This window comes from Streptococcus sp. 27098_8_12, from assembly GCF_041432115.1.
GTDB lineage: Bacteria > Bacillota > Bacilli > Lactobacillales > Streptococcaceae > Streptococcus > Streptococcus parasanguinis_V.
This window is the reverse complement of the sequence record NZ_JAPVZA010000005.1, coordinates 75,469-100,393: the sequence shown is the minus strand read 5'-3', so window position 1 is coordinate 100,393 and position 24,925 is coordinate 75,469. Positions and strand designations below refer to the sequence as shown.

Sequence of the window (24,925 nt, the reverse complement as noted above, 5' to 3'; positions counted from 1 at the left end):
AGGTTTATAACCATGTCAACATACTTTGTAGTCGGAGATATTCACGGGAAAGCACAAATGCTAGAAGAGCTCATGACAGAGTGGGATGGAAAAGCTCAATTGGTCTTTTTAGGGGATTTGATAGATCGAGGCGAAAACAGCAAACGATCGATTAAGATTGTAAAAGACTACGTAGACCATCATGGAGCTGTTTGCCTTTCCGGGAACCACGAGTACATGTTTTTAGCTTGGTTGGACAATCCAGAAGAGCGTTATGACCACTACCGAAGAAATGGTGGCGATACGACCATTAATTCTCTATTGGGACGCCCGCTCGATGCTCCTGTAGATGGGGTTGCAGATGCGCAAGCAGTAGAGAGCGCTGTTCCTGAATTGGTGGCCTTCATCCGCAGTTTGCCCTTTGACTATGAGACAGAGAGCTATTACTTTGTTCATGCCGGTGTGGATTTAACCCTTGAAAATTGGCGGGAAACCAGTGATTACCAAAAGGTCTGGATCCGAAAACCATTCCATGAAGCGGAGAATCAGACAGGCAAATGGATCGTCTTTGGTCATACACCGGTCTATGGACTGCTCAATGAGCCAGTCGGTACCGAAAATCTTTGGATTTCAGATCAAAAAATGGGTGTCGATGGGGGCGCTGTTTATGGAGGGGTTCTTCATGGGTTGCTCTTGGATGATCAAGGAATTGTCCAAGACCATGTCCTTCACAATACAGGTTTTTCTGCTGCAGATGATTAAGGGAGCCGAACTAGTTATCTTTCACTGCAAAACCCCGTGTTTTTTGATATAATAAAAGCAGAACATTCTAGGAAGAGTATAGGAATATATGGCAAATATTAAAATAGTTACAGACTCATCTATTACAATTGAGCCTGAAGTGGTTGAAGAATATGGCATCACCATTGTGCCACTTTCTGTTATGGTGGATGGAGTCCTTTATTCCGACAGTGAGTTGGGCGAAGGGGACTTCTTGCGCTTAATGCAGTCTAGCAAAAATCTTCCAAAGACCAGCCAACCACCCGTTGGAGTCTTTGCGGAGGTGTATGAAAAGTTAGCAGCAGACGGAGCTCATATCGTTTCAATTCATATGTCTCATGCCTTGTCAGGAACCGTAGAGGCGGCTCGCCAAGGGGCAACCTTATCAGGGGCAGATGTGACCGTGATTGATAGTGGCTTTACAGACCAAGCCATGAAGTTCCAAGTGGTTGAGGCAGCTAAGTTGGCTAAAGAAGGAGCAGATCTAGACACCGTTTTAGCTCGTATTGAAGAAGTCAAAGAAAAGACAGAGTTGTATATCGGCGTATCTACCTTGGAAAATCTAGTAAAAGGTGGTCGGATTGGCCGTGTTACCGGACTTTTGAGCTCGCTTCTTAACATCCGTGTGGTGATGCAAATGAAGGACCATCAGTTGGAACCAATCGTCAAAGGACGTGGAAACAAGACCTTTAAGAAATGGTTGGATGAATTGGTAGAGAAACTTTCCCATAGTAAGGTGGCTGAGATCGGGATTTCTTACGCAGGGACACCAGAGTGGGCCAATGAAATGAAGGCTCAGTTGCAATCGCTCGTTGAAAAAGCAATCCCAGTTCTCGAAACTGGATCGATTATTCAAACCCATACAGGTGAGAATGCATTTGCAGTTTTGGTGCGCTACGAATAAGCTGAATAAATGTTTGAAAAAACAGGTTTAGTACTTGACCTAAAGGCTTTTTTTAGATATTATAGTACTGTTAAGGCGTAAAGCCTAAAAAAATTTGGAGGATTTGTTAAATGGCTAACAAACAAGATTTGATCGCAAAAGTGGCAGAAGCTACAGAATTGACTAAAAAAGATTCAGCAGCAGCTGTTGATGCTGTATTCGCAGCAGTTTCAGAATACCTTTCAAAAGGTGAAAAAGTTCAATTGATCGGTTTTGGTAACTTTGAAGTTCGTGAACGTGCAGCTCGTAAAGGTCGCAACCCACAAACTGGTAAAGAAATCAAAATCGCAGCTTCTAAAGTTCCAGCATTCAAAGCTGGTAAAGCTCTTAAAGAAGCAGTTAAATAATTGCATTTTGAAAAGCCATCCTAGATTTCTAGGATGGTTTTTTTGTTGGACAGCTCTATAGGATAAGGGTATAATAGGAAAAAAGAAAGAGAGAGAAGAGACCATGCGATTCATTTTAGGACTCTTTGCCTTGTTGTTTATCCGACCTATTTTGTATCTACTGAAAGGGCTGTGGTTCGTACTGGAGTTCTGTTTTATGATCCTCGTGGTCAAAATGATCCTAGGAACCGTGCGCTGGATGACCAGTTGGATCGGCTGAGAGTAGATTAGACTCGCTCTTCCATTTTCAGGCTCGTGAAAAAAATGTCCCCCGGACATTTTTTTTAATTAAAAGCATTCTAAATAGTGATTTATTTTGAAACATGATATAATAAGGGTAACGAATCGATTAAATCATATTGGAAAGGGGGAATCATAGTGAACGCATTGCATCGTCATGAAGAAGAGCGCGTGGAAGAAGTCTTGCAAAATTTGCGTGCCAAGGGTATTCGGATTACTGATACCCGTAGAGCAGTTCTTTCCTATTTAGTGGCGAGTCATGAACATCCAAGCGCTGAGAAGATCTATCGTGATTTATTGCCTCAGTTTCCAAGCATGAGTCTAGCAACTGTCTACAACAATATCAAGGTTTTAATTGATGAGGGGGTTGTCTCTGAGATCAAGGTTCGCAATGATACCACGACCTATTTTGATTTCATGGGGCATGACCATTTGAATGTGGTGTGTGAAAAATGTGGCCGTATCGCAGATGTGGACATTGAAGTCCCAGATCTTCGCGAAGAAGCAGCCAGTCAAAGTGGCTACCAGATCACCAAGACCCAGATGACGGTCTATGGCATTTGTCCCGACTGTCAGAAAAATTAATGTGAGAGAAAGCAGAGCCGTCAGGCTCTTTTTTGTGAGAAATTGCACTTTTCTATGGTCGCCACTAGATTTTTTACTGAAAATCTAGTAGAATAAAATAGATAAACGGGGGAAACCTCGGAGAATAAAAAGGAGATCCATCTAATGGTAAAATTGGTTTTTGCTCGCCACGGTGAGTCTGAATGGAACAAAGCTAACCTTTTCACTGGTTGGGCTGATGTTGATTTGTCTGAAAAAGGTACACAACAAGCGATCGACGCTGGTAAATTGATCAAAGAAGCTGGTATCGAATTTGACCAAGCATACACTTCAGTATTGAAACGTGCGATCAAAACAACAAACCTTGCGCTTGAAGCTTCTGACCAATTGTGGGTCCCAGTTGAAAAATCATGGCGCTTGAACGAACGTCACTACGGTGGTTTGACTGGTAAAAACAAAGCAGAAGCTGCTGAACAATTTGGTGATGAACAAGTTCACATCTGGCGTCGTTCATACGATGTATTGCCTCCTGCAATGGACCGTGATGATGAACACTCAGCACACACTGACCGTCGTTATGCTTCACTTGACGATTCAGTGATTCCAGATGCTGAAAACTTGAAAGTTACTTTGGAACGTGCTCTTCCATTCTGGGAAGATAAAATCGCTCCAGCTCTTAAAGACGGTAAAAACGTATTCGTAGGAGCACACGGTAACTCAATCCGTGCTCTTGTAAAACATATCAAACAATTGTCAGACGACGAAATCATGGATGTGGAAATCCCTAACTTCCCACCATTGGTATTCGAATTTGACGAAAAATTGAACGTTGTAAAAGAATACTATCTTGGAAAGTAAGATAGCGTGATTCGTTATCAATCATAGAAAGCTGACTTCGGTCAGCTTTTTTGCTTGTCTTTCCAAGCTCCTAGCTGGTTTTGGGTTTTCAGGGTCTCCTAAAAATGTTATAATAGAGTGTTACTAAATTGGGTTCCATTAGCCCTGAAAGGAAAAGAAACATGACAAAATCATTCTACATCACAACCCCTATCTATTACCCATCTGGTAAATTGCATATTGGTTCAGCATACACAACGATCGCCTGTGACGTCTTGGCGCGTTACAAACGTATGATGAACTACGATGTGTTCTACCTGACTGGTCTTGATGAGCACGGTCAAAAGATCCAGCAGAAAGCAGAAGAAGCTGGGATCACGCCGCAAGCTTATGTAGATGGGATGGCCGTTGGAGTGAAAGAACTCTGGCAATTACTCGATATCTCATATGATAAATTCATCCGTACGACAGACGACTACCATGAAAAAGTGGTGGCCCAGGTCTTTGAACGCTTGCTGGCACAAGATGACATCTACTTGGGTGAGTACTCTGGCTGGTATTCAGTCTCTGATGAGGAGTTCTTTACAGAAAGCCAATTGGCTGAGGTTTACCGTGATGAGAATGGCAAGGTCATCGGTGGGGTAGCCCCATCAGGCCACGAAGTAGAATGGGTTTCTGAAGAATCTTATTTCCTTCGTCTCAGCAAATACCAAGACCGCTTGGTTGAATTTTTCAAATCCCAACCAGATTTCATCACGCCAGATGGTCGTCTCAATGAAATGTTGAAAAACTTCATCGAGCCAGGCTTGGAAGATTTGGCAGTATCTCGGACTACCTTTACTTGGGGAGTCCCAGTTCCATCTAATCCAAAACACGTGGTCTATGTATGGATTGATGCCCTTCTCAACTATGTGACGGCTCTTGGTTACGGTCAAGAAGATCATGAAAACTTTGATAAATTCTGGAACGGAACCGTCTTCCACATGGTTGGAAAAGACATCCTTCGTTTCCACTCGATCTACTGGCCAATCCTTCTAATGATGTTGGATATCAAATTGCCAGAACGCTTGATTGCCCATGGTTGGTTTGTCATGAAAGACGGCAAGATGTCGAAGTCTAAAGGGAATGTCATCTATCCAGAAATGTTGGTGGAACGCTTCGGCTTGGATCCACTCCGTTACTACCTCATGCGTAGCCTTCCAGTTGGTTCTGATGGGACCTTCACACCAGAAGACTACGTGGCTCGTATCAACTATGAATTGGCCAATGACCTTGGAAACCTCCTTAACCGGACGGTAGCCATGATTAACAAATACTTTGGTGGTCAAGTTCCAGCTTATGTGGAAAATGTCACTGCATTTGATGCAGATTTGGCTAAGGTAGTTGAAGAAAACATCGCAGAATACCACAAGCAAATGAACGCGGTTGATTACCCACGCGCTTTGGAAGCCGTATGGAACATCATCTCTCGGACCAATAAGTACATCGATGAGACTGCTCCTTGGGTCCTCGCTAAAGAAGATGGGGACAAGGAACAATTGGCAGCGGTCATGGCTCACTTAGCGGCTAGCCTTCGTGTTGTGGCTCACTTGATCCAACCATTCATGATGAACACCTCAAATGCCATCATGGAACAACTTGGCTTGGGCTTGGACTTCGATCTTGAAAACTTGACCCTAGCAGGTTTCCCTGAAAATGTCACAGTGGTTGCCAAAGGAACTCCAATCTTCCCACGTCTCGACATGGAAGAAGAAATTGCCTACATCCAATCTCAAATGACTGCTGGAAAACCAAAAGAAAAAGAATGGATTCCAGAAGAAGTGGAACTCAAGTCTGAAAAAGACGAGATCAAATTTGAAGACTTTGACAAGGTTGAAATCCGTGTAGCAGAAGTCAAAGAAGTGGAACGCGTCGAAGGATCAGACAAACTGCTTCGCTTCCGCCTAGACGCAGGAGATGGCGAAGACCGTCAAATCCTCTCTGGTATCGCGAAATTCTATCCAAATGAACAAGAATTGGTCGGTAAAAAACTTCAAATCGTGGCCAACCTTAAACCACGTAAGATGATGAAGAAATATGTCAGCCAAGGCATGATTCTTTCCGCAGAACACGGAGATCAATTAACAGTCTTAACAGTTGATCCATCTGTTCCAAATGGAAGCATCATCGGCTAAACGATAGAAAAAGAAAAAATCATCTAAAAAACTTTCCTTAGGTGAGTACGGACGTCAGCGAACTTCGAAGAAGTTCCATGACTTAGTTTTGGACCCTAGGTTCCAAAACTCCCGAGTGCTAGAAACACAATTGTTTCTAGCACTTTTCTCACGGCGGAAAGTTTCAGTAGATGATTGAATAATTCTAACGAATAAATTTTTTGATTTTTATAAAATTAATTTGATTTGTAAGGAAGAACAAATTGTATACGCTCTCAAGCACTCCCGCGGGAGTGCTTTTCTTGTATTGATATAGTTCCCATCATTGAGTTTTACAAGGATGGTATTTGAGTCCTATTAGTAATGGATATTAATGGAGACTTCCGCAGTGAGAAAAGAGTCTGAAACGGTATCATTTCAGACTTTCGGGAGATTTGAGACAGTAGGCTCAAATCTTAGGTATGGAATCCCAAAGGGATTCGCTACCGTCCGTCCTCACCCAAGGAAGGTCTCAAATTATATTTTCCTATTCATCCGGCCGGTATTCTAGGATATCTCCTGGCTGGCAGTCGAGTTCTTTGCAGATGGCTTCAAGGGTGGTGAAGCGGATGGCTTTGGCCTTGCCGGTCTTGAGAATGGAGAGGTTGGCTGTCGTGATGCCGATTTTATCGGCTAGCTCATTGGATTTCATTTTCCGCTTGGCCAGCATGACATCTAGATTGACGATAATCATGGCACCCTCCTTAAATGGTTAGCTCATTTTCTTCGGCAATCTCAATCCCTCTCTCTAAAATCTTGCCAGAGACCCAGACGATTGGAACGGCAAGGAGAAGCCCTGTGTTAAAGGTAAATTGGAAAGTGAAGGGAAGGAGATAAGCATTGCCACTGGTCTCAAGTGTGCCAGACATAAAGGACAAGACCAAGAGAATCTTCCAAGCTCGGTTGCAAAGATCAATGTTGGAGTGAGAAAAGATCTTTTCTTGGTAGAGATTTTGGAGGAAGCTGCGAATGGTGATGAGAAGGTAAATATAGATAGCGCTTGAGGCTAGTGGGAAGAGCAACTGCCAGAGAGGTTGCAGATGTTTGGGGAAGAGCTGGATGCCATTCACATCAAAGGACAAGCGTCCAGTTTGAATGAGATCTTTAAACACTCCCATCCGTGAAAGCAGGTGGACGACCAGTGCAGCCACAGTCATAAAGCCACAGAAGTAAATGAAAGCCGTCAAGACTTCAATGACATTTTTTAAGGTTTTTGAGTTTTTCATCGCAAGCCTCCTTGAAGTTTATTTATTTTTCACTTATAGTATACTCCTTATAAAAAATTAGTCAATAAAAAAGTATCGAAAAACGATAAAAAAATAACGATAAACAAAATATTGTTTTTGAAAAACAGGTATTCTCTGCTCAAACTAGTCGGTTTAAGCCGGGGAAACCACTACATAGAGGGGAATTTTACTATACTTTCGATTTAGGGTATACTAGTGTAAAGATCTTATTCCATGGAGGTAGTAAAATGAATCTTAAGTGGAAGAAAAAATACCTGGGGCCGATTTTGGGGCTTGTCGGAGCAGTTGTTCTGATCGGTGGAGTCTATCTCTACTCTAGTTCCAACATCCAACCAGACCATCAAAAGGAATTTAACCAGACTAGCAAGAAGGTCACCAAGCCAAAGGAAAAAGCTATTGACCTGAGTGGTGACTATGTCTCTAATGAACGGGATGAAGCCAAAATCGAGAAAAAAGGCAAGGCCTGGAAGATCGATTACCAAACAGCTGACGGCAAGGTATCCGCTGAATTTAGCACGGATTGGAAGGTCGAAGGGTCTAATAAAGTTTCGACAGGCAAGATGAAAAAGTCCGATGGCAATACAGACTTTACAGTCACTGTTCGTGTCTTTAAATACAAGACAGATAAGAAGCCTTTGATCACGGTCACCATGTCTGACAAAAATCCCGACCACGAGATGGTCTTTGCAAATCGGGAGGATTTTTTCAAATCGACAGATCCAAATGATGTCGTCCTTGATGGCAATCTCTCACCGTTTGAAGGTGCTTATTCCAATGATACCTATGAAAAGGAAATCGCAGATTCCGGTTTTAAACTTTATGGCTATACTCCAGAAGAATACTACCAAAACAAGACCAATGCCTTTCCAAGTATTGTAAATGGGGAGACTGGCTGGACTTTCTGGAGTGGAGGCACTCGGGCAAGTTACTTGTTCAATAAAGAAAAAGAGCCCAAGAAGCGAAAAGGCTATTATGAAGTTTATTTCACAGGGGCAAATGCGACTGCGATCCAAGGGCAGGAGCAAACCTTGTACTTGATCCCAGCGGGTGTGACAGGTCCTGACGGAGTAGCTTCCCAAGAACGTCGGATTCTCTTTGGTGACGTGGCCTACAGTGATTACCATCTAGAGTGGTGGAAAGCTTACCCACAACCGAAAAAAGAGAAAGACTTGGATATTGCGGCTATTAACGGAGGAGACTTCTCAAGCTTAGCTGGAACCTGGCGCAATGGCAAGGGAGCTGAGATCGTCATCCAAGCAGATGGAAAAGTCAAGGGCCAAGGTAGCCTCAAGGCTGTTGCGGACTCGGATAAGAAGAGCAAGATCCCTTATGTTGAGATGAAGATGGGTGAGACTGGTGCTGCAATTGGACTTCTGAAAATCGGTTTCCAAAATCCAGATGGAGACCAGTCTGATACCAGCAAGCCACGTCTAGTGGTCACTCAATCTGCAGGCAACTATCCGGCTGATCAATATTTCTACCGTCAATAAAAAGTTTGAGACAGGTTTGTCTCAAACTTTTTTACTGTCTAAAAGGCAGCTATCTATTTGCAGAATGCTAGTCTCTAACATTAAAAGGAAAAAAATGTAAAAAAAGCTTGACAAAGCAAATGATTCGCAGTATTATTAACTAGTTAATTAACTGATTAATAAATTAGTTAACGAAAGTGAAAAAGAGGTGAAGGATGAATAGGAGAAGAATGAAGGTTCTGGGACTTTTGTTTCTCGGTTTCTTTCTGCTGACAGCTTGTGCTAGTCAAGGAAATGCAAAGCCCCCTTCTAAAAAAGGTCTTAAAATTGTCACGAGTTTTTATCCCATCTATGCCCTGGTCAAGGAAATCTCTGGCGATCAAAATGATATCTGGATGGTTCAGTCAGGTGCAGGGATCCATGATTATGAACCCTCAACCAAGGAAGTGGCCCAGATCTATGATGCGGATGTATTTGTCTATCATTCTCAGACCCTGGAATCTTGGGCCGGTCGCTTAGATCCCAATCTTCAAGGTTCCAAGTTGCGAGTGATCGAAGGCAGCCAAGGAATGACCCTTGATAAGGTGGCTGGATTAGAGGATGTCGATGCTGGTCAGGGAAAAGAATCCAAGCACTTGTATGATCCGCATACTTGGTTGGATCCTGTAAAAATTGCAGAGGAAGGAAAGGTTATCGCCCAGCGTTTGGGAGAGATCGATCCAAAGAACAAGGAGCTCTATCAGGCCAATGCTCAAAAGCTTGAAAAGCGCTGTGAGGACCTAGTAGCCCACTACCAGCCTCTCTTTGACAAGGCCAAGCAAAAGACTTTTGTGACCCAGCATACGGCCTTTTCTTATCTGGCCAAACGCTTTGGTCTCAAGCAGTTAGGGATTGCAGGGATATCCCCAGAGCAAGAACCGACCGCTCGGCAATTGGCCGAGATCCAGCAGTTTGTCAAAGACTACAAGGTGAAAACGATCTTTGTGGAAAAGCACACGTCGTCAAAGGTGGCAGATAGTATCGCCAAGGCAACAGGGGCGCGTGTTAAGGTTCTGGATCCACTGGAAGCTGATCCACAAAATGATAAGGATCTATTAGAAAATTTAGAAGAAAATATGGCGACTTTAGCCAAGGAATTAGAGGAGTAAATCAAGAATGAAGAAAAAGGGAACGATTGGAATTGTAGCGACTTTGGGGCTAGGACTCTGTGCCTATGCGCTCAGTCAGCAACCACAAGTCAAGGAAGAGAAAAAGAATCAGATTCAGTATTTGCAAGCGGACAAGAAATCGTCATCGTCTGCCTCCAGTAAAAAGGAAGACAGCATCGAAGCGGTCAATGCCAAGGAAAAGACCCAGGCAGAGCAGATTGTCATCAAGATTACAGATGAAGGCTTTGTCACTTCTCATGGGGATCATTTTCATTACTACAGCGGCAAGGTCCCATTTGATGCCATCTTTAGTGAAGAGTTGATTTTGCGGGATCCAACTTATCAGCTGCAAGAAGCAGATATCGTGAGCAAGGTCAAGGATGGCTATATCATCAAACGCGCTGGGAAATACTATCTCTACTTAAAGGATGCCCAACATACAGTTAATGTGCGCTCGATCGAAGAGATCGCCCAACAACAAAAGGGAGGCACCAAAGAAGAAGGAGAGACGGGATCGGTGCAAGCTAGCTCCTCGCACAAGGCAGGCAAGACCCGTGACTTCCGTCAACCGAGTCAAGCGCTGAAAGAAGGTAAGACTCTTGAGATGTTGACGGCTAAGAACCATACAGGTGGTGGCTACCGTACGGACGATGGTTATGTCTTTAGCCCTGGAGATGTTATTTCAGATACAGGGGACGGCTTTATTGTGCCCCATGGAGGCCATTTCCATTATATTCCAAAGAGTGCCTTATCTGCTGGAGAGTTAGCAGCAGCCCTCTCCGTCTTAGGTGGTCAAGCCGGCCATCAGGCTGGGAACTCACGCCTAGCTGGAGCAAGCACAGAGCAAGGTACTCCAGATCAAGTCTCTCCAAGCCTTGGGAAGCAAGCGAGCAACCAGCCGTCATCCAGTCCAACCAATACACAGACAACCCCAACGACGTCTAAACCAGCTACCTCTAAACCGAGTCCAACCCTGACCAACTTGATCGAAGAATTGCAGAAAACACCTCTGTCTTCTCGTCATGTGGAGTCTGATGGTTCTGTCTTTGATCCAAGTAAGATTACCAAGTGGACCGATCAAGGAATTGTCTACCCTCACGGGGATCATTTCCACTTTATCCCATACAGCTCTCTATCGCCTTTAGAGCGTGAGTTGGCGCGGCAATTCCAATTGCTTCGTGCTCAAGGAACTGGTAGTTCAACAGAAGGAAGTCCAAGCTTGCCTTCAAATCCAAGCACAAGACCAGTTGATCCTGATCATGAGCATGGAAATAGTCATGATCACGAAGAGGAGCACGATCACGGCTTCCACGCTGACAAGGTCATCAGCAAGGACGAGGAAGGCTATATGGTCGCTCATGGCAACCATGCCCATTATTTCTATAAAAAGGACCTCTCTCCTCAAGAGATTGCGGCAGCAGAGGCAACTCTAGCTGGTAAGAAGGAAGAGGACAAGGGTCAGCCCCTGACAGATGACGTTGCGACCTATTCTCGTGATGCCTCAGATGAGGAAAAGATCCAGTACATCAGTAAGACCTACGGTGTCCCTCGCGAGGCCATTAAGATTTCCAATGGTTTCTTTGTCTTTAACAATCCAGACCAAGAATATGATCCGACCCACATCCATCCTTATGCCGTTCGGAAGGAACATGTCCGCATCCCACTTGAAACTGGCAATCCTGAACTAGACTTTATCAATGAACTCTATGCAACAGCGCTTCGTTCAGGGATTTCTCCTTATAGCCTCCAGATTGAAAATGGTCAGTTTGTTATCCCGCATGGCGATCACAACCACTACATCAAGGTACGTTCAGCAGGACTAGCAGACTACTTAGCCCACCGTCTTCCAACAATCCAATCTCCTTACAAAAAAGGAGACTTGGACAAAAAAGCAGTAGAGGAAAAGGTCAACCAGCTCTTAGCAGAAAGCCGGACTCTCTATGCTTCTGATCCATTGCAACAAAGACGGATTGAGCTCATCTTGGGCCACTTCTTGGAAAATGTCAAGAGTTTCCCAAGTAACTCAACAGAGGGCTATCTGGCCAGTCTCAAACAGGTTGATGCGCAGTACATTCATGCGACTCAAGCGGTCAAGCCAAAAGAAGAGACAGCCTTGGACCGTCGTTACCAAGAATTGCTGGAACAAGTGCGCTTGCTAGACACAGAAGCCTTCCAATTGAAGAAGGAAGAGTTGGTCTCTCAACTGCAGGAAGCCTATGCTGCCAAGGACAGTAAGCGTCTAGAGCAGGAAGGGAAGCTATTAGAAGCTGTTCAGGAGATGCAAGATCGGACGGGTGTGACATCGGTCGATTACCTCAAGTATTTCTACCAAAGCTTGAGCGATGCGCGCTTGACACCAGAACTCCGCACTAAGGCAGCAGATCTAGCCTTGAAGCTCTACCGAGCTCAAGCCTTTGAAGAAGCTTGGGATTCCAAGTCTCACTTTATGGAGCTCTACCAAACTAAGCAAGCTATTGACCAGCTTTTCTCCCAAGATAAAGGCCAAACCTATCCTATTGAAAAAACAGTTTTGGATCAAAAAGGAAGTCAAACTCCATCCTACAACGTAGCGGTTTATGATTTCCTCAAAGGCTTGTATGGAGAGTTGGATAAGGCAACAGAAGCCCGTCAACAGAACAAGATTTTGACAGCCCTCTTAGAGCAAATCCAGTCGCTCTTGCCACAAGTCGAAGACCAAGGTAAACGAACGGCTTTTGAAACAGGCTTGGCTCAACTTGGAAAAGAATCTGATCCAGACAAGGCTATTTCAAGTGGGGAAGCACTTCTACGCGAAATCAGTGATACCATTGAAAAGCAAAAACAAAAGAAAACCGAAGAACCTCAAATTGGGGATGTCGCGCTTTATCAACAGCTCTATAACCAATTGATGGCCTTGCACCAACAATTGCAGGACAAGGGAGCTAGTGATGCTGTATTTGATCGCTTAGAAGCTCTCTTTGACCAATTGTCTAATCCAAAGAGTGATAAAGCAGCCTTACTACAGGCCATCCAAGCCTTCCAGGCAGAATTAGCTGCAGCCCCATCTGCAAGCGAAGCGGGCAAACCAGCTTCCACAGCTGAAACGCCTGTCGCTACAGAGACTCCAGCAGCAACAGAAGCAGCAGCTTCAGAAGGGAACAAGCCTGCCACAACTGAGACAGAAACAGAGCCTGCAAGCGCAGCTGTAACAGAAGCAAGCACGCCAGATGCTCCATCTCCTCAGAACCAATAGAAAATAGAAAAGAGAGTGGGACAGAAATCGGTAATTCGTTAGAATTCGATTTCGTCCTCCCACCTCCGCACAGTTGAGTAGGGCTGTAAAAGCTGATGAAATCAGCGTAGTAGAGCCCACTCAACCACTGCGTATTGCTCGACAATCCAAAGATAATTAAGAGGCTAGGACTTTTGTCCCAGCCTCATTTTGCGTTCTAGTGAATAGAAGAGGTCAGTAGTTGAGCTTCACTCCTTGTGCTCAAGAAGCAGTGGTGAGGAAGTCTCGACTGCTTTTTTTCGCTTGAAAAATGCAGCCATTTGAACCAGGATACGGGGAACCGTCTGCCATTTTTTCCAAGCTTGTACCCTGGTGTCGATGAGTTGTTTAGCGAGACGTTCCAGCATTTCTCGCTCGGTTGGATCCAAATCCTGGGCATTTTGGAGGATTTCCTTGGCTTTAGCTAGCTGCTTGAGATCGGTTAGATCATTGATGGAAGTGATGCCGGCATCTAGAAAAATGCCAAAAAAGGTATCAAAGAACTTCTTGCGCTCGTCTGCCGAGGTCTCACGAACCCATTGTTTCAAGGTGAGATCTGTCTGTTGGCTATCTGGGCTGGTTTCAGAAACGGTCACAAAGCTGTAGTCCTTAATTTCCCAAGTGAAGGCGTCGTGCTGGGCAAAACCACCCAAGGCGCGACTTTTGACAATGGTCGTCGGTTCTGGCACTTCCAACATCATGCCAACGATGGATCCTTGAGGGACAAATCGACGAATGTTTGGGGACGTGCGCTGGTAGCCTTCGGTTTCGATGATGGCCTTGTTGAGGCCAGGAGCATCGTAGCTGTAGATCGCGTCGACCCGCTCAAATAAGGAATCAGGTAGATACGAGCAGGCATAGGTCGCAAGGTTGCCCCCTTTGGAGTGACCGGCTACTAAGAAACGTCCTTTTGGAAATTCCTTCATGACATGTTGCAGGTAGCTGGCTGCGCGCCTCTGAGCTGGAACATGGTCCATATAGGTCATGTGGAAGTCTTCCTTCCAGCCGATCAAGGTATCATCCGTTCCTCTGAAAACGACCAAATACGCATCCAGACTAAGCCGATAGGTCATGGCCGCAAACTGTTTTTGTACATCGGGATCGTACTCATCGACATAGTTAAGGAGTTTGATGTTCTTAAAGCGCTTTGAAGTAGCTAATTCATCGACTAATTGGAGGTGCTGGTTACTCACGATGAAATCGGTTGTCCGGTCGATCAGTTCCATCGCATCAGACAGGCGCACTGGGATTCCTGTTGTATCTCCTTGAGGTACAATGTGTCCAAAGGGCAGATAGGTCAGCTCTGTCAAAGCGAGAACATCCAGCTCCTTGAAGGGACGGTCATATATGGAATCATAAGTCACTTCTTTTAGGTAATCAAAAATCGTCGACATCTGTGCCTCCCGTGTCTTATTTCTTTCAGTATAGCACAAAAATGGATGTAGAAAAAGCGCCTCCTATCAAGAAAGTAGAGGCCAGCTCTTCTTTCCCTCTGAAACAGCCTTTTTCTCTGCTGTTTAATCTGTTATAATAGGAAGAAGAAAAAAAGAAGGAAAGAAAGCCATGCATAAAATTCTCTTAGTAGAAGACGATGAAATTATCCGCCAACAAGTCAAACAATTATTGGAACAATGGGGCTATGAAGTGGTCGCAGTAGAGGACTTTATGGATGTCCTCGGGATCTTTGTCGAAAGTGACCCCCACTTGATCCTCATGGATATTGGCCTGCCTCTCTACAATGGTTACCACTGGTGCCAGGAGATTCGTAAGGTTTCAAAGGTTCCGATCATGTTTCTTTCTTCACGGGATCAAGCCATGGATATTGTCATGGCCATCAATATGGGGGGAGACGACTTTGTCACCAAGCCGTTTGATCAAAATGTCCTCCTTGCCAAGGTCCAAGGACTCTTGCGCCGCTCTTACGAATTTGGGACAGATCAAAATTTGCTGGAACACCGGGGAGCCATCCTCAATCTCAAGTCCACAGACTTGATGTACCAAGGAGAAGTCATTAAGCTGACCAAGAATGAATTTCAGATCCTGCGCGTCCTATTTGAACATGCGGGCAGTATCGTGGCGCGCGATGATATGATGAAGGAGCTCTGGAATAGCGACTTCTTTATTGATGACAATACCTTGTCTGTCAATGTGGCCCGCCTTCGCAAGAAACTAGAGGAGGCTGGCTTGTCAAACTTCATCGAAACCAAGAAAGGCATCGGTTACGGGTTGACCCATGAATAAATTTGGAACGATCTTCTGGCAATATGTGGTATCCCGCAGGCGCCTACTCTATCTATTGGTCATCTTTTTGATGGTCGATCTGGTCTTTGCCTATCTATTTCCAGAGACCGGGACGGTTTTCCTCTATGCGACCCTAGTGCTAGGCTTTTTTGCCCTCTGTGTCTTGATCTGGGATTTCGCCATGACATTTCAGGACTATCGCAAAGCCTCACTTTATGAGGAAGTTGAGGTTGCCTCACCACTAGAACACCTTCTTTATGAAAAATACAGGGAAGAACAGCAGGCGCGCTTGGAGGAAGGGAAGACAGCCCAGGCCAAGTTCAATGACCTGATGGATTACTATACCCTCTGGGTTCACCAGATTAAGACGCCCATTGCGGCCAGCCAGCTCTTGGTGCAAGATGTCGAGACGCCCATTGTCAAGCAGCAGATGGAGCAGGAGCTCTTTAAGATTGACTCCTATGCCAATTTGGTTTTGCAGTACCTGCGACTGGAGAGTTTTCATGATGATCTGGTCTTAAAGCGCGTGTCGGTAGCAGATTTGGTCAAAGAAGTAGTCCGCAAGTATGCCCTCTTTTTTATCCAAAAGAACTTGACAGTGGACCTACATGATTTGGAGCAGGAGGTCATCACCGATCGCAAGTGGCTCCTGGTCATCATCGAGCAGCTCTTGTCCAATAGCCTCAAGTACACCAGCACAGGTGGAATCGAAATCTATTTTAAAGACCAGACTCTCTATATAAAAGATAGCGGGATTGGGATCAAAAATAGCGATGTCCTCCGTGTCTTTGAGCGGGGCTTCTCCGGCTATAATGGCCACCTGACCCAGCAATCTTCAGGGCTGGGGCTCTATCTGTCTAAGAAAATCGCAGAGCAATTGGGCCACAGGATCACCCTCCATTCAGAGGTCGGCCAAGGCACGACTGTTGCCATTCGCTTTGAAGAGAAGAAGTTGGTCATGGATTAAGATTTCCCCATCTTACAAAAATGTAAGAAATAAAGGTCAAAATGAAAGGTTAGGTTATGGTAGCCGCCTTTTATTTTTTATACAATAGTCTCATCAAATGAAGGAGGTCAAGAAAATGAAACTCTTGAAATGGATGAAACAACTCAAAAAGACTGAGAAACCCTGTAACCAAACCGATCTGGAAAAGACGGAATTTGGTCTCCAAGTCCTGCAACAAACCCAAGAATTTTTCTTGATCTACTAGTAAAAGGAGAAAAGCATGTCATTACTAGATGTTCAACATATCAAAAAGATCTACAAAACCCGCTTTCAAGGAACGCAGGTTGAAGCCTTAAAGGATATTCACTTCACCGTGGAAAAGGGTGAGTACGTGGCTATTATGGGGGAATCAGGATCCGGGAAATCGACCCTCCTTAATATCCTGGCCATGCTGGACCAGCCGACCGAAGGGCGGGTCTACCTCAATGGCACCGATACCTCCACTATCAAGAACAAGGATGCTTCGAGCTTTCGTCGGGAAAAACTAGGATTTGTCTTTCAAGACTTTAACCTGCTCGATACTTTATCGGTCAAGGACAATATCCTCTTGCCACTAGTCCTCTCTCGCAGACCGGTCAAGGAAATGATGAGCAAGGTCGATAGCGTCAGTCGGGAGTTGGGCATCCACCAACTGCTTGAAAAATACCCTTACGAAATCTCTGGTGGGCAAAAACAACGGGTGGCTGTAGCACGGGCTATCATCACCTCACCTGAAATTCTCCTTGCTGATGAGCCAACAGGGGCACTGGATTCTAAGTCTTCGGCTGCTTTGCTAGATGTCTTTGAAGATATCAACAGCATGGGACAAACCATCCTCATGGTGACCCACTCAACCGCCGCAGCAGCGAGGGCCAAGCGCGTGCTCTTTATCAAGGATGGGATCCTTTACAACCAGATCTTCCGCGGGGAAAAGACAGAGCGTCAGATGTTCCAAGAAATCTCGGATACCCTAACGGTCATGGCAAGTGAGGTGGAGTAGATGTTTCGATTAACCACTAAATTAGCTTGCTCCAATCTGATCAAGAACCGCAAGCTCTATTATCCCTTTGCGATTGCGGTCATTCTCGCAGTGACCATCGCCTATCTCTTTGACTCCCTGACCTTTAATCCTCGCATTTCCGAGCTTCGAGGGGGCTCTTCTATAGTGTTCACCCTCAGCTTGGGATTCTTCGTGGTCAATGTCGCGGGGGCCATCATCGTGCTTTATGCCAATAGCTTCGTCATGAAAAACCGCTCCAAGGAGCTGGGCATCTACAGCATGCTGGGCCTTGAGAAACGCCATCTCATCAGCATGATTTTCAAGGAACTCTTGCTTTTTGGCTTTCTAACCATCTCAGCCGGAGTCTTGATCGGAGCTCTCTTTGACAAGCTGATCTTTGCCTTCCTCTTGAAACTCATGAAGATGAAGGTCCAGCTGGTATCTACCTTCCAACCTGGGATTGTCGTCCTGGTCTTTGTCACCTTTGGTCTCATCTTTGGCCTTTTGGTTCTTCTCAATGCTTGGCGCATTCTCCGTTTGAATGCCCTGCAGTTGACGCGTGAGAAGGCTAGTGGTGAAAAGAAAGCCCGCTTCTTGTGGCCCCAAACCATCCTGGGCTTAGCCTCTCTTGGTTTTGGCTACTACCTAGCTGTGTCTGTCAAAGACCCTATCATTGCGCTTGTGACCTTCTTTTTAGCCGTTATCTTGGTCATGATCGGGACCTACCTGCTCTTTAATGCGGGGATCACCGTCTTCTTGCATCTGCTTAAGAAAAAGAAGAACTATTATTACCAACCCAACAACATGATCTCGGTCTCTAACCTCATCTATCGCATGAAGAAAAATGCAGTGGGGCTTGCGACCATTGCCATCCTCTCGACCATGGTATTGGTAACCATTTCTGCTGCGACCAACATCTATATCGGTGGTGAAACGATCAAGAAGATCATGTCTCCTCATGATTTCTCTGTCCAAGGAAAAGGGGTAGACCTAGAGCAAATCAACCAGAAATTTGATGAATTTGCCTCTGAGCATCATCTTGAGATCAAAAATCGTGACCTGATGACCTATGCCAACTTTGGAGTTAAATCACAAAATGGCACGGCTTTCACCGTCTATCCAGCTGATGAGCGCAACGTCACTCCCAAAACCGTCTTTATGGTCTTTGATGTAGCTAGTTATGAACACATGACAGGCGAACAAGTCGATCTGACTGGCAACCAAGTCATCCTCTTTGCCCATAACAAGGCTCTTAAGGGGCAAAAGCAGTTCACTATCAATGGGCAAGACTTCCAAGTCAAGGAAGAAGTGAGCAAGGATTTTATCACGGATCATGTGCCAAATCAGTTCAATATGCTGACGGAGGATTTCAATTACTTGATCGTGCCAGACCTTTCAGCATTTGTCGCCCAGTTTCCAAATCTTGCCATTAATACCAATATCTACGGTGGCTTCAATGTCAATGTTGATGAAGACCAGCAGCTCAAGCTAGCAGCCAGCTATGACAAGATGATCGATGAATTGAGTAGCCAACAGGCCCAAGGAACATTTATCTATGGAGGCAACCGAGCCAATGATGTGGCAGAGTTGAATAGCCTCTTTGGCGGCATCTTCTTTATCGGTATTTTCTTGTCATTGATCTTTATGGTCGGAACCGTCATCGTTATCTACTACAAGCAAATCTCAGAAGGCTATGAAGACCGTGACCGCTTCGTCATCCTCCAAAAGGTAGGGCTTGATGAAGATGAGGTCAAACGGACCATCAACCGTCAAGTGCGGACTGTCTTCTTCCTCCCCCTCATCTTTGCCTTTGTCCACCTGGCCTTTGCCTACCATATGATCCGCCTCATTCTCAAAGTGCTCGGTGTCATCAATAGTGGCCAAGTCCTCATCGTGACCCTCAGTGTCTGTGCCGTCTTTCTCATCACCTATCTGATCGTCTTTTGGATCACCTCTCGGAGTTATCGTAAGATTGTGCAGATTTAGGAAAAGAAACTCAAATTAAATTAGAAACTTTCCTTAGGTGAGTACGGACGTCAGCGAACTTCGAAGAAGTTCCATGACTAATTATTGAGCCTAAGGTCTCAATAATTCCGAGTGCCTGAAACATAATTATTTCAGGCACTTTTCTCACAGCGGAAAGTTTCAATATACTCTAATAATAATCAGATATTATTTGGATATTTTTGCACAATAATCCAGCATAGGTTATTCAAAGAAAAGAATTGTCAATTTTTTTAGCTTGCTCATAGCGGGCTTTTTTGTACGAAAACCGACTGCGATTGTTTTTGTTTTTCAAAGGGATACACAAAAAAGACTGAACCCGTAGAGTTCAGTCTTTGTTCACTTTCTATTAAAGTGATGTAAGGAAAGTCAATCCCCCTAGGATGACACCTGCCGAATTCGGAATGATCAAAATCCAGTCTTTTTTAGGTTCCTTTGTCCAACCATAAATGACCCAGATCAAGCAAGAAATAGCAGCTGACAAGGGTTGGAAAGGTTGGGCCTTATTTCCCTGTAAATTAGCAATAATTTGTGGGATGTAGGCAATGAAAACGATAATCCCAATAAAGGCACCGATCGAGCCAACGATTTGGTTGATTTTTTGTTTATTCATAAAATTTTACCTCTGTGTATCAAAATAGCATAAGTAGGAAGAAAATGCAATTAATTTGCATGCTATGCAAGATGAAAATGATTACATTCGCACAAAATTAGACAATGTGTCAAAAAATGGCAACTAGAGAGAAGACTCTCTCGAAAAGAAATCCATCTTCCTGCAAAATCACAAGATTGTGACACTTTACAGTTCGGTAACATTTGAAAAAAAGACTTGAATTTGTAAAGGACAAAAGGTAGAATAGTGCATACTTTAAAAAAAGAAAAGGAAATGGTAGTTTCAAAATGAATGAAAAACAAATGAAAATTCTTGGTTGGGTTGCGACCTTTATGTCTGTTATGATGTATGTGTCTTACTTCCCACAAATCATGGATAACCTCGCAGGTCACAAAGGGAACTTTGTTCAACCCCTTGTCGCAGCCATCAACTGTAGCCTTTGGGTTTACTACGGACTCTTCAAAAAAGAACGCGATATTCCACTTGCTGCAGCCAATGCACCAGGGATCATCTTTGGTTTGATCACAGCCATCACAGCCTTGTAATCAATGAAAGAGAGAGTGGGACAGAAATTGGTAATTCGTTAGAATTCGATTTCGTCGTCCCACCTCCGCACAGTTGAGAAGGGCTGCAAAAGCTGATGCAATCAGCGTAGTAGAGCCCACTCAACCACTGCGTCTTGCTCGACAATCCAAAAACAATTGAGAGGCCAGGACTTTTGTCCCAGCCTCTTTTTGATGGAATGAAGCATTTCCATGGTATAATGGGAGGACTATTGATAGAGAGAATCAAAAGGAGACAAGAGTGGATCAAAAACATCACTGTCAAGTCCTATGGGCGAAAAATAAATACTTGGTGCTCAGTCGTTCCAGTAATATCTACAAGGAAATCCGGGAATACCTCAAGCAAGACCAGGTAGAGGTCAGCCACGTCGAGGACCTGATCCAGCAAGCGCTAGCCCTGCCGGAAAATCGTGGGCAGGTCTCCAATGCCTTTCAGCATATCTGGGGCTATTTCAAAAAGCAGGCGACTGCAGAGGAAAAGGCGGACTTTATGTTGCTACTTGAGAAATACCAGCATGGGCAAGCTAGCCAGGAGGATCTCATCAAGGGGATCCAAACGCTCCTTGAGCGCTATCCAAATCGCTACTTGCAAGACTCGACGCTACTAGGAGGTCAATAGATGAGACTGTGGCACCAAGATTTGATTCCCAAACTCCCTCGTCCCCAGCTCCTGGGCCAACACCGGGAATGCTGCGCCCTGAGAGGCAATGGCTGGGGCAAGAAGCACGCGACGGTCAACTATGTCTTTGACTACTCGCCCTATCGCCTCTATGCTTATCACCGCCTGATTATGGAGGAGATGACGGCTCGTGGCTACAAGGTGAGCCCAGAGTGGTGGGAGCCTACCTACCGAGGCAAGACCTGCCCTGCTTATACAGAGTTGGAAGAGGAAGCCTTGAGCACCCCTATCTATCCCGAGCATCAGGACACTTACCTCCAAGAATGCCTGGATAACCTGGCAGAAAAAGGGATTCATTTAGATTAATCATTGATTAAGTAAAAATGTAAGCTAAACCATTCGTAATCAATTATTACGAATGGTTTTTAGTATCTAAAATATGATAAAATAAAAAGGATAATACATTAATTAAGGAAAGTAAAAATGGCAAGTAAAGAAAATGCAGAGCGCAAGGAACTTCACCGTAAAATTTGGGCGATTGCGGACGATGTTCGTGGGGCTGTTGACGGTTGGGATTTTAAGCAGTATATCCTAGGAATCCTATTCTATCGCTTTATTTCTGAGCACATGGCTGACTATTTTGATCATGCTGAGCACGAGGCTGGAGATTTAGAATTTCGTTATGCTAACCTGAGTGATCAAGAAGCTGAGCGAGATTTCAAACCAGGGACAGTTGAGGATAAGGGATTCTTTATTTTTCCTAGTCAACTATTTGAAAATGTCGTCAAGAATGCTTCACAAAATGAAAATTTAAACGAAGATTTAGCCAATATTTTCCAAGATATTGAAAAATCAGCAATTGGGTTCAAATCAGAAGATGATATCAAAGGCTTGTTTGATAACTTGGACACACGAAGCAACATACTTGGTGGAACTGTTCCAGAAAAAAATAAACGTCTTTCTGATATTATTAATGGTATCAATAGTATTAACTTTGGCAACTTTGAGGAAAATGACATTGATGCCTTTGGGGATGCCTATGAGTTCTTGATTTCAAACTATGCGAGTAATGCTGGTAAAAGTGGTGGTGAATTTTTCACTCCACAGACAGTTTCTAAATTACTTGCTCGTTTGGTAATGGTTGGTAAGGACAAGATTAACAAGGTCTATGACCCAACATGTGGTTCGGGTTCGCTCTTGCTTCAAATGAAAAAACAATACGAAGACCATATCCTAGAAGATGGTTTCTTTGGTCAAGAAATTAATATGACTAACTATAACTTGGCTCGTATGAATATGTTCTTGCACAATATCAACTACAATAACTTCGATATCAAGCGAGGAGACACCCTTTTAAATCCTCAACATTTGGAAGAAAAACCGTTTGATGCGATTGTTTCAAACCCTCCTTACTCTGTCAAATGGGTGGGAGATGGAGACCCAACTCTCATAAACGATGACCGTTTTGCGCCAGCAGGGAAGCTAGCTCCTAAGTCAAAAGCTGACTTTGCCTTTATCATGCATAGTCTCAACCATTTGTCTAACAGAGGTCGAGCAGCCATTGTTTGTTTCCCAGGTATTTTCTATCGTGGTGGTGCTGAGAAGACCATTCGTCAGTATCTAGTAGATAATAACTTTATTGAAGCAGTGATTGCTCTACCTGATAATCTCTTCTTTGGAACCTCTATCGCGACTACGATTTTAGTGTTGGCGAAGAATAAACTAGAAAATAAAACACTCTTTATCGATGCGAGTAAGGAATTCAAAAAAGAGACCAATAACAATGTCTTGACGGATGACAATATCGACCATATCGTTGAATTATTCACTAATTATCAAAGTGTAGACTATAAAGCAACTCTTGTTGATAATGAAGTGATTGGTTCAGAACAGGATTACAACCTATCTGTCTCAACCTATGTTGAGCAAGAAGATACACGTGAGAAGATTGATATTGATGTGCTTAATAAAGAAATCGCTGAGACTGTTGCTAAGATTGACCACTTGCGTGCAGAGATAGATAAAATTGTAGAGGAACTAGGAGGTAAATCATGAACATCCTAGAAGAAATCCAAAACTGCCCCGTTGAGTGGAAAGAGTTGGGGGTAGTTTGTTCTGTTAATAAAGGTAAGCAGCTAAACAAGAATCTGTTGATAGATGATGGATTATATCCTGCGTATAATGGAGGACAAACTTATTCAGGAAGAACTAATGATTACAATGTCGAAGCTAATACAATTATTGTAAGTCAAGGTGGTGCTTCTGCAGGTTTTGTCAATTTTGTAGAGACTAAATTTTGGGCTAATGCTCACTGCTATTATATACTTCCCGATGAAACTCAAGTGAAAAATAGATTTGTATATCATTTTTTAAAAATGAATCAAAAATATCTTATGGATTTTCAACACGGCGCCGGTATACCTGCGTTAAAATCTGATAAATTAACTAAACTATTAATTCCCGTCCCTCCTATAAAAATTCAGGAAAAAATCGTGCAAATACTTGACAAAATGACAGAGTATGTTACAGAATTGACCTCAGAATTGACCTCACGTAAAAAGCAATATTCTTTTTATCGAGATAAACTCTTATCATTTGAAGATGAAGTTTATCAGGTTGAGTGGAAGACGCTAGGGGAAGTAGCTAAATTTAATTATGGATATACTGATAAAGCAAAAGAGACGGGAGATATTAGATTTATTCGAATTACTGATATTGATGAAAATGGCTATCTCAAGTCGAATGATAAAAAATATATTTCTTTAACCGAAGAATCTAGAAACTATCTAGTAAAACATGGTGACTTATTGATGGCTAGAACGGGTGCTACATATGGTAAAACTCTATTTATTGATACTGATGAAACTAGCGCGTATGCCTCTTTCTTAATAAAAATTACTCCATCAGATAAATTGAATTCGAGATACTATTGGCACTTTTCAAAGAGTGAATTGTACTGGAAACAGGCTAATAATTTGGTTTCAAAGGCAGGTCAGCCCCAGTTTAATGCGAATAGTTTGAAAAATGTAAAAATCCCAATACCTTCTCTAGAAATCCAGTCTCGTATTGTTCAAGTTCTGGACAACTTTGATATGGTTTGTAACGACTTAAATATCGGACTGCCTAAGGAGATTGAACTGCGTCAAAAACAGTACGAATATTTCCGAGAAAAACTCTTGACATTCGTCGCCGAAGGCGAGTACACTGACAGTACAGTACAGACAAGACATCATTAGGCTCTTAAATTGGGTATTTGGACCAATTCGAGTGGAGTTGGGTAGTATTTGTGAATTTGTAAGAGGAAATGGTCTTCAGAAGAAAGATTTTACCCAAGCTGGAAGATCTGTTATCCACTATGGACAAATTTACACTAAATATGATTTTACAGTAGTTTACACTTTCTCCAAAACTAGTGAAATGGTGTTTAAAAAGTTAAAAAAAGCCCAACCAAATGATTTGGTAATGGCAACTACATCTGAGAATGTTGAAGATGTCGGGAAAGCAATTGTTTGGGAAGGAAAAGAAGAGATTGGAATCTCTGGAGATAGTTATATCATTCGTACAAGTCAAAATTCACGGTACTTGAATTATTGGCTAAGATCGATTTCGTTTCAATCTCAAAAGGAAAGAAAAGTGACTGGGACAAAAGTTGTTAGAATCAATTCGAAGGATATGGAAAAATTTCAAATTGTAGTTCCATCCATTACAGAACAAGAAAGAATTGTCTCCATTCTTGACCGTTTCAACACTTTAACTAACTCTCTTTCTGAGGGCCTCCCAAAAGAAATCGAACTAAGACAGAAACAGTATGAATACTGGCGAGAACAATTATTAAACTTTACTAGATAAAGTCTTTAATCATTTT

Annotated in this window: 24 protein-coding genes; 20 read left to right on the top strand and 4 right to left on the bottom strand. The window is 43.6% G+C overall.

Annotated elements, in window-relative coordinates; all coding sequences use genetic code 11:
- Positions 1 to 12: 12 nt before the first annotated feature.
- The 6 genes from O3629_RS03250 (at position 13) to metG (ending at position 5,903) form a co-directional block, all read left to right on the top strand.
- Entirely contained in the window at positions 13 to 741 is a 729-nt protein-coding gene (locus O3629_RS03250; protein ID WP_371608708.1) for a metallophosphoesterase, read from the top strand.
- 88 nt (positions 742 to 829) lie between these two features.
- Positions 830 to 1,663, top strand: a complete 834-nt coding sequence (locus tag O3629_RS03245; RefSeq protein ID WP_118095796.1) for a DegV family protein — start codon at positions 830 to 832, stop codon at positions 1,661 to 1,663.
- Between the two features lie 110 nt (positions 1,664 to 1,773).
- Positions 1,774 to 2,049, top strand: coding sequence for an HU family DNA-binding protein (locus O3629_RS03240; protein WP_003006038.1), 276 nt, complete (start codon positions 1,774 to 1,776; stop codon positions 2,047 to 2,049).
- Between the two features lie 417 nt (positions 2,050 to 2,466).
- Positions 2,467 to 2,913, top strand: coding sequence for a Fur family transcriptional regulator (locus tag O3629_RS03235; RefSeq protein WP_003006041.1), 447 nt, complete (start codon positions 2,467 to 2,469; stop codon positions 2,911 to 2,913).
- Positions 2,914 to 3,057: 144 nt separating this feature from the next.
- Positions 3,058 to 3,750, top strand: coding sequence for a phosphoglycerate mutase (locus O3629_RS03230; protein WP_003012031.1), 693 nt, complete (start codon positions 3,058 to 3,060; stop codon positions 3,748 to 3,750).
- 161 nt (positions 3,751 to 3,911) lie between these two features.
- Positions 3,912 to 5,903 (top strand): methionine--tRNA ligase, encoded by a 1,992-nt coding sequence (gene metG / locus O3629_RS03225; RefSeq protein WP_195326860.1) that lies wholly within the window; start codon positions 3,912 to 3,914, stop codon positions 5,901 to 5,903.
- A 505-nt stretch (positions 5,904 to 6,408) separates the two neighbouring features.
- Here metG and O3629_RS03220 read toward each other — a convergent pair.
- On the bottom strand, positions 6,409 to 6,615 hold the full coding sequence (locus tag O3629_RS03220; protein WP_003006064.1) for a helix-turn-helix transcriptional regulator: 207 nt from the start codon (positions 6,613 to 6,615) through the stop codon (positions 6,409 to 6,411).
- 10 nt (positions 6,616 to 6,625) lie between these two features.
- The gene (locus O3629_RS03215; protein ID WP_272107302.1) at positions 6,626 to 7,147 is read right to left on the bottom strand and encodes a DUF2975 domain-containing protein; all 522 of its coding nucleotides are present in this window, start codon (positions 7,145 to 7,147) and stop codon (positions 6,626 to 6,628) included.
- 248 nt (positions 7,148 to 7,395) lie between these two features.
- On the opposite strand from O3629_RS03215, the gene O3629_RS03210 reads away from it, so the two are divergent.
- The 3 genes from O3629_RS03210 (at position 7,396) to O3629_RS03200 (ending at position 13,017) form a co-directional block, all read left to right on the top strand.
- The gene (locus O3629_RS03210; protein ID WP_371608707.1) at positions 7,396 to 8,658 is read left to right on the top strand and encodes a DUF6287 domain-containing protein; all 1,263 of its coding nucleotides are present in this window, start codon (positions 7,396 to 7,398) and stop codon (positions 8,656 to 8,658) included.
- 194 nt (positions 8,659 to 8,852) lie between these two features.
- Positions 8,853 to 9,785 (top strand): metal ABC transporter solute-binding protein, Zn/Mn family, encoded by a 933-nt coding sequence (locus tag O3629_RS03205; protein WP_371608706.1) that lies wholly within the window; start codon positions 8,853 to 8,855, stop codon positions 9,783 to 9,785.
- Positions 9,786 to 9,792: 7 nt separating this feature from the next.
- Complete coding sequence (locus tag O3629_RS03200; RefSeq protein ID WP_049471820.1) at positions 9,793 to 13,017, top strand: pneumococcal-type histidine triad protein; 3,225 nt, start codon at positions 9,793 to 9,795, stop codon at positions 13,015 to 13,017.
- Between the two features lie 227 nt (positions 13,018 to 13,244).
- Here the strand turns inward: O3629_RS03200 and O3629_RS03195 are convergent, their stop codons facing one another.
- Positions 13,245 to 14,429, bottom strand: a complete 1,185-nt coding sequence (locus tag O3629_RS03195; protein ID WP_049473137.1) for a DUF2974 domain-containing protein — start codon at positions 14,427 to 14,429, stop codon at positions 13,245 to 13,247.
- A 169-nt stretch (positions 14,430 to 14,598) separates the two neighbouring features.
- Here O3629_RS03195 and O3629_RS03190 point away from each other — a divergent pair, with 169 nt between their 5' ends.
- The 5 genes from O3629_RS03190 to O3629_RS03170 all read left to right on the top strand — a co-directional run bounded on the left by O3629_RS03190 (position 14,599) and on the right by O3629_RS03170 (position 19,247).
- Positions 14,599 to 15,276 carry a response regulator transcription factor gene (locus tag O3629_RS03190; RefSeq protein ID WP_049473138.1) on the top strand — a complete coding sequence of 226 codons (678 nt, stop codon included), beginning with the start codon at positions 14,599 to 14,601 and terminating at the stop codon, positions 15,274 to 15,276.
- Complete coding sequence (locus tag O3629_RS03185; RefSeq protein ID WP_371608705.1) at positions 15,269 to 16,243, top strand: sensor histidine kinase; 975 nt, start codon at positions 15,269 to 15,271, stop codon at positions 16,241 to 16,243. The genes O3629_RS03190 and O3629_RS03185 overlap by 8 nt, the downstream gene beginning before the upstream one ends.
- A 115-nt stretch (positions 16,244 to 16,358) precedes the next feature.
- A complete protein-coding gene (locus O3629_RS03180; RefSeq protein WP_256263225.1) occupies positions 16,359 to 16,487 on the top strand; it encodes a hypothetical protein in 129 nt (42 codons plus the stop codon).
- 15 nt (positions 16,488 to 16,502) lie between these two features.
- Positions 16,503 to 17,261: an ABC transporter ATP-binding protein gene (locus O3629_RS03175; RefSeq protein WP_004219620.1), complete on the top strand. Its 759-nt coding sequence runs from the start codon at positions 16,503 to 16,505 to the stop codon at positions 17,259 to 17,261.
- Positions 17,262 to 19,247 (top strand): FtsX-like permease family protein, encoded by a 1,986-nt coding sequence (locus O3629_RS03170; protein WP_371608704.1) that lies wholly within the window; start codon positions 17,262 to 17,264, stop codon positions 19,245 to 19,247. It begins immediately after the preceding gene.
- Positions 19,248 to 19,614: 367 nt separating this feature from the next.
- Here the strand turns inward: O3629_RS03170 and O3629_RS03165 are convergent, their stop codons facing one another.
- Positions 19,615 to 19,878, bottom strand: coding sequence for a SemiSWEET family transporter (locus tag O3629_RS03165; RefSeq protein ID WP_003012241.1), 264 nt, complete (start codon positions 19,876 to 19,878; stop codon positions 19,615 to 19,617).
- Positions 19,879 to 20,165: 287 nt separating this feature from the next.
- Between O3629_RS03165 and O3629_RS03160 the strand changes: the two genes are divergently transcribed.
- The 6 genes from O3629_RS03160 to O3629_RS03135 all read left to right on the top strand — a co-directional run bounded on the left by O3629_RS03160 (position 20,166) and on the right by O3629_RS03135 (position 24,909).
- Complete coding sequence (locus O3629_RS03160; protein WP_003006102.1) at positions 20,166 to 20,423, top strand: SemiSWEET family transporter; 258 nt, start codon at positions 20,166 to 20,168, stop codon at positions 20,421 to 20,423.
- A 259-nt stretch (positions 20,424 to 20,682) separates the two neighbouring features.
- Positions 20,683 to 21,060 (top strand): YbgA family protein, encoded by a 378-nt coding sequence (locus tag O3629_RS03155; RefSeq protein WP_129269549.1) that lies wholly within the window; start codon positions 20,683 to 20,685, stop codon positions 21,058 to 21,060.
- Positions 21,061 to 21,426 (top strand): TIGR02328 family protein, encoded by a 366-nt coding sequence (locus O3629_RS03150; protein ID WP_371608703.1) that lies wholly within the window; start codon positions 21,061 to 21,063, stop codon positions 21,424 to 21,426.
- Positions 21,427 to 21,543: 117 nt separating this feature from the next.
- Positions 21,544 to 23,115 (top strand): type I restriction-modification system subunit M, encoded by a 1,572-nt coding sequence (locus O3629_RS03145; RefSeq protein WP_313790674.1) that lies wholly within the window; start codon positions 21,544 to 21,546, stop codon positions 23,113 to 23,115.
- Positions 23,112 to 24,296, top strand: a complete 1,185-nt coding sequence (locus O3629_RS03140) for a restriction endonuclease subunit S (protein WP_371608702.1) — start codon at positions 23,112 to 23,114, stop codon at positions 24,294 to 24,296. The genes O3629_RS03145 and O3629_RS03140 overlap by 4 nt, the downstream gene beginning before the upstream one ends.
- Before the next feature lie 31 nt (positions 24,297 to 24,327).
- On the top strand, positions 24,328 to 24,909 hold the full coding sequence (locus tag O3629_RS03135; protein ID WP_313790676.1) for a restriction endonuclease subunit S: 582 nt from the start codon (positions 24,328 to 24,330) through the stop codon (positions 24,907 to 24,909).
- The last annotated feature ends 16 nt before the right edge of the window (positions 24,910 to 24,925 follow it).

What these genes read in the sequence shown, in the direction of transcription:
- O3629_RS03250 (WP_371608708.1), top strand. Translation starts at nt 13, where the DNA reads ATGTCAACATACTTTGTAGTCGGAGATATTCACGGGAAAGCACAAATG.
- O3629_RS03245 (WP_118095796.1), top strand. Translation starts at nt 830, where the DNA reads ATGGCAAATATTAAAATAGTTACAGACTCATCTATTACAATTGAGCCT.
- O3629_RS03240 (WP_003006038.1), top strand. Translation starts at nt 1,774, where the DNA reads ATGGCTAACAAACAAGATTTGATCGCAAAAGTGGCAGAAGCTACAGAA.
- O3629_RS03230 (WP_003012031.1), top strand. Translation starts at nt 3,058, where the DNA reads ATGGTAAAATTGGTTTTTGCTCGCCACGGTGAGTCTGAATGGAACAAA.
- metG (WP_195326860.1), top strand. Translation starts at nt 3,912, where the DNA reads ATGACAAAATCATTCTACATCACAACCCCTATCTATTACCCATCTGGT.
- O3629_RS03220 (WP_003006064.1), bottom strand. Translation starts at nt 6,615, where the DNA reads ATGATTATCGTCAATCTAGATGTCATGCTGGCCAAGCGGAAAATGAAA.
- O3629_RS03215 (WP_272107302.1), bottom strand. Translation starts at nt 7,147, where the DNA reads ATGAAAAACTCAAAAACCTTAAAAAATGTCATTGAAGTCTTGACGGCT.
- O3629_RS03210 (WP_371608707.1), top strand. Translation starts at nt 7,396, where the DNA reads ATGAATCTTAAGTGGAAGAAAAAATACCTGGGGCCGATTTTGGGGCTT.
- O3629_RS03205 (WP_371608706.1), top strand. Translation starts at nt 8,853, where the DNA reads ATGAATAGGAGAAGAATGAAGGTTCTGGGACTTTTGTTTCTCGGTTTC.
- O3629_RS03200 (WP_049471820.1), top strand. Translation starts at nt 9,793, where the DNA reads ATGAAGAAAAAGGGAACGATTGGAATTGTAGCGACTTTGGGGCTAGGA.
- O3629_RS03195 (WP_049473137.1), bottom strand. Translation starts at nt 14,429, where the DNA reads ATGTCGACGATTTTTGATTACCTAAAAGAAGTGACTTATGATTCCATA.
- O3629_RS03190 (WP_049473138.1), top strand. Translation starts at nt 14,599, where the DNA reads ATGCATAAAATTCTCTTAGTAGAAGACGATGAAATTATCCGCCAACAA.
- O3629_RS03185 (WP_371608705.1), top strand. Translation starts at nt 15,269, where the DNA reads ATGAATAAATTTGGAACGATCTTCTGGCAATATGTGGTATCCCGCAGG.
- O3629_RS03180 (WP_256263225.1), top strand. Translation starts at nt 16,359, where the DNA reads ATGAAACTCTTGAAATGGATGAAACAACTCAAAAAGACTGAGAAACCC.
- O3629_RS03175 (WP_004219620.1), top strand. Translation starts at nt 16,503, where the DNA reads ATGTCATTACTAGATGTTCAACATATCAAAAAGATCTACAAAACCCGC.
- O3629_RS03170 (WP_371608704.1), top strand. Translation starts at nt 17,262, where the DNA reads ATGTTTCGATTAACCACTAAATTAGCTTGCTCCAATCTGATCAAGAAC.
- O3629_RS03165 (WP_003012241.1), bottom strand. Translation starts at nt 19,878, where the DNA reads ATGAATAAACAAAAAATCAACCAAATCGTTGGCTCGATCGGTGCCTTT.
- O3629_RS03160 (WP_003006102.1), top strand. Translation starts at nt 20,166, where the DNA reads ATGAATGAAAAACAAATGAAAATTCTTGGTTGGGTTGCGACCTTTATG.
- O3629_RS03150 (WP_371608703.1), top strand. Translation starts at nt 21,061, where the DNA reads ATGAGACTGTGGCACCAAGATTTGATTCCCAAACTCCCTCGTCCCCAG.
- O3629_RS03145 (WP_313790674.1), top strand. Translation starts at nt 21,544, where the DNA reads ATGGCAAGTAAAGAAAATGCAGAGCGCAAGGAACTTCACCGTAAAATT.
- O3629_RS03140 (WP_371608702.1), top strand. Translation starts at nt 23,112, where the DNA reads ATGAACATCCTAGAAGAAATCCAAAACTGCCCCGTTGAGTGGAAAGAG.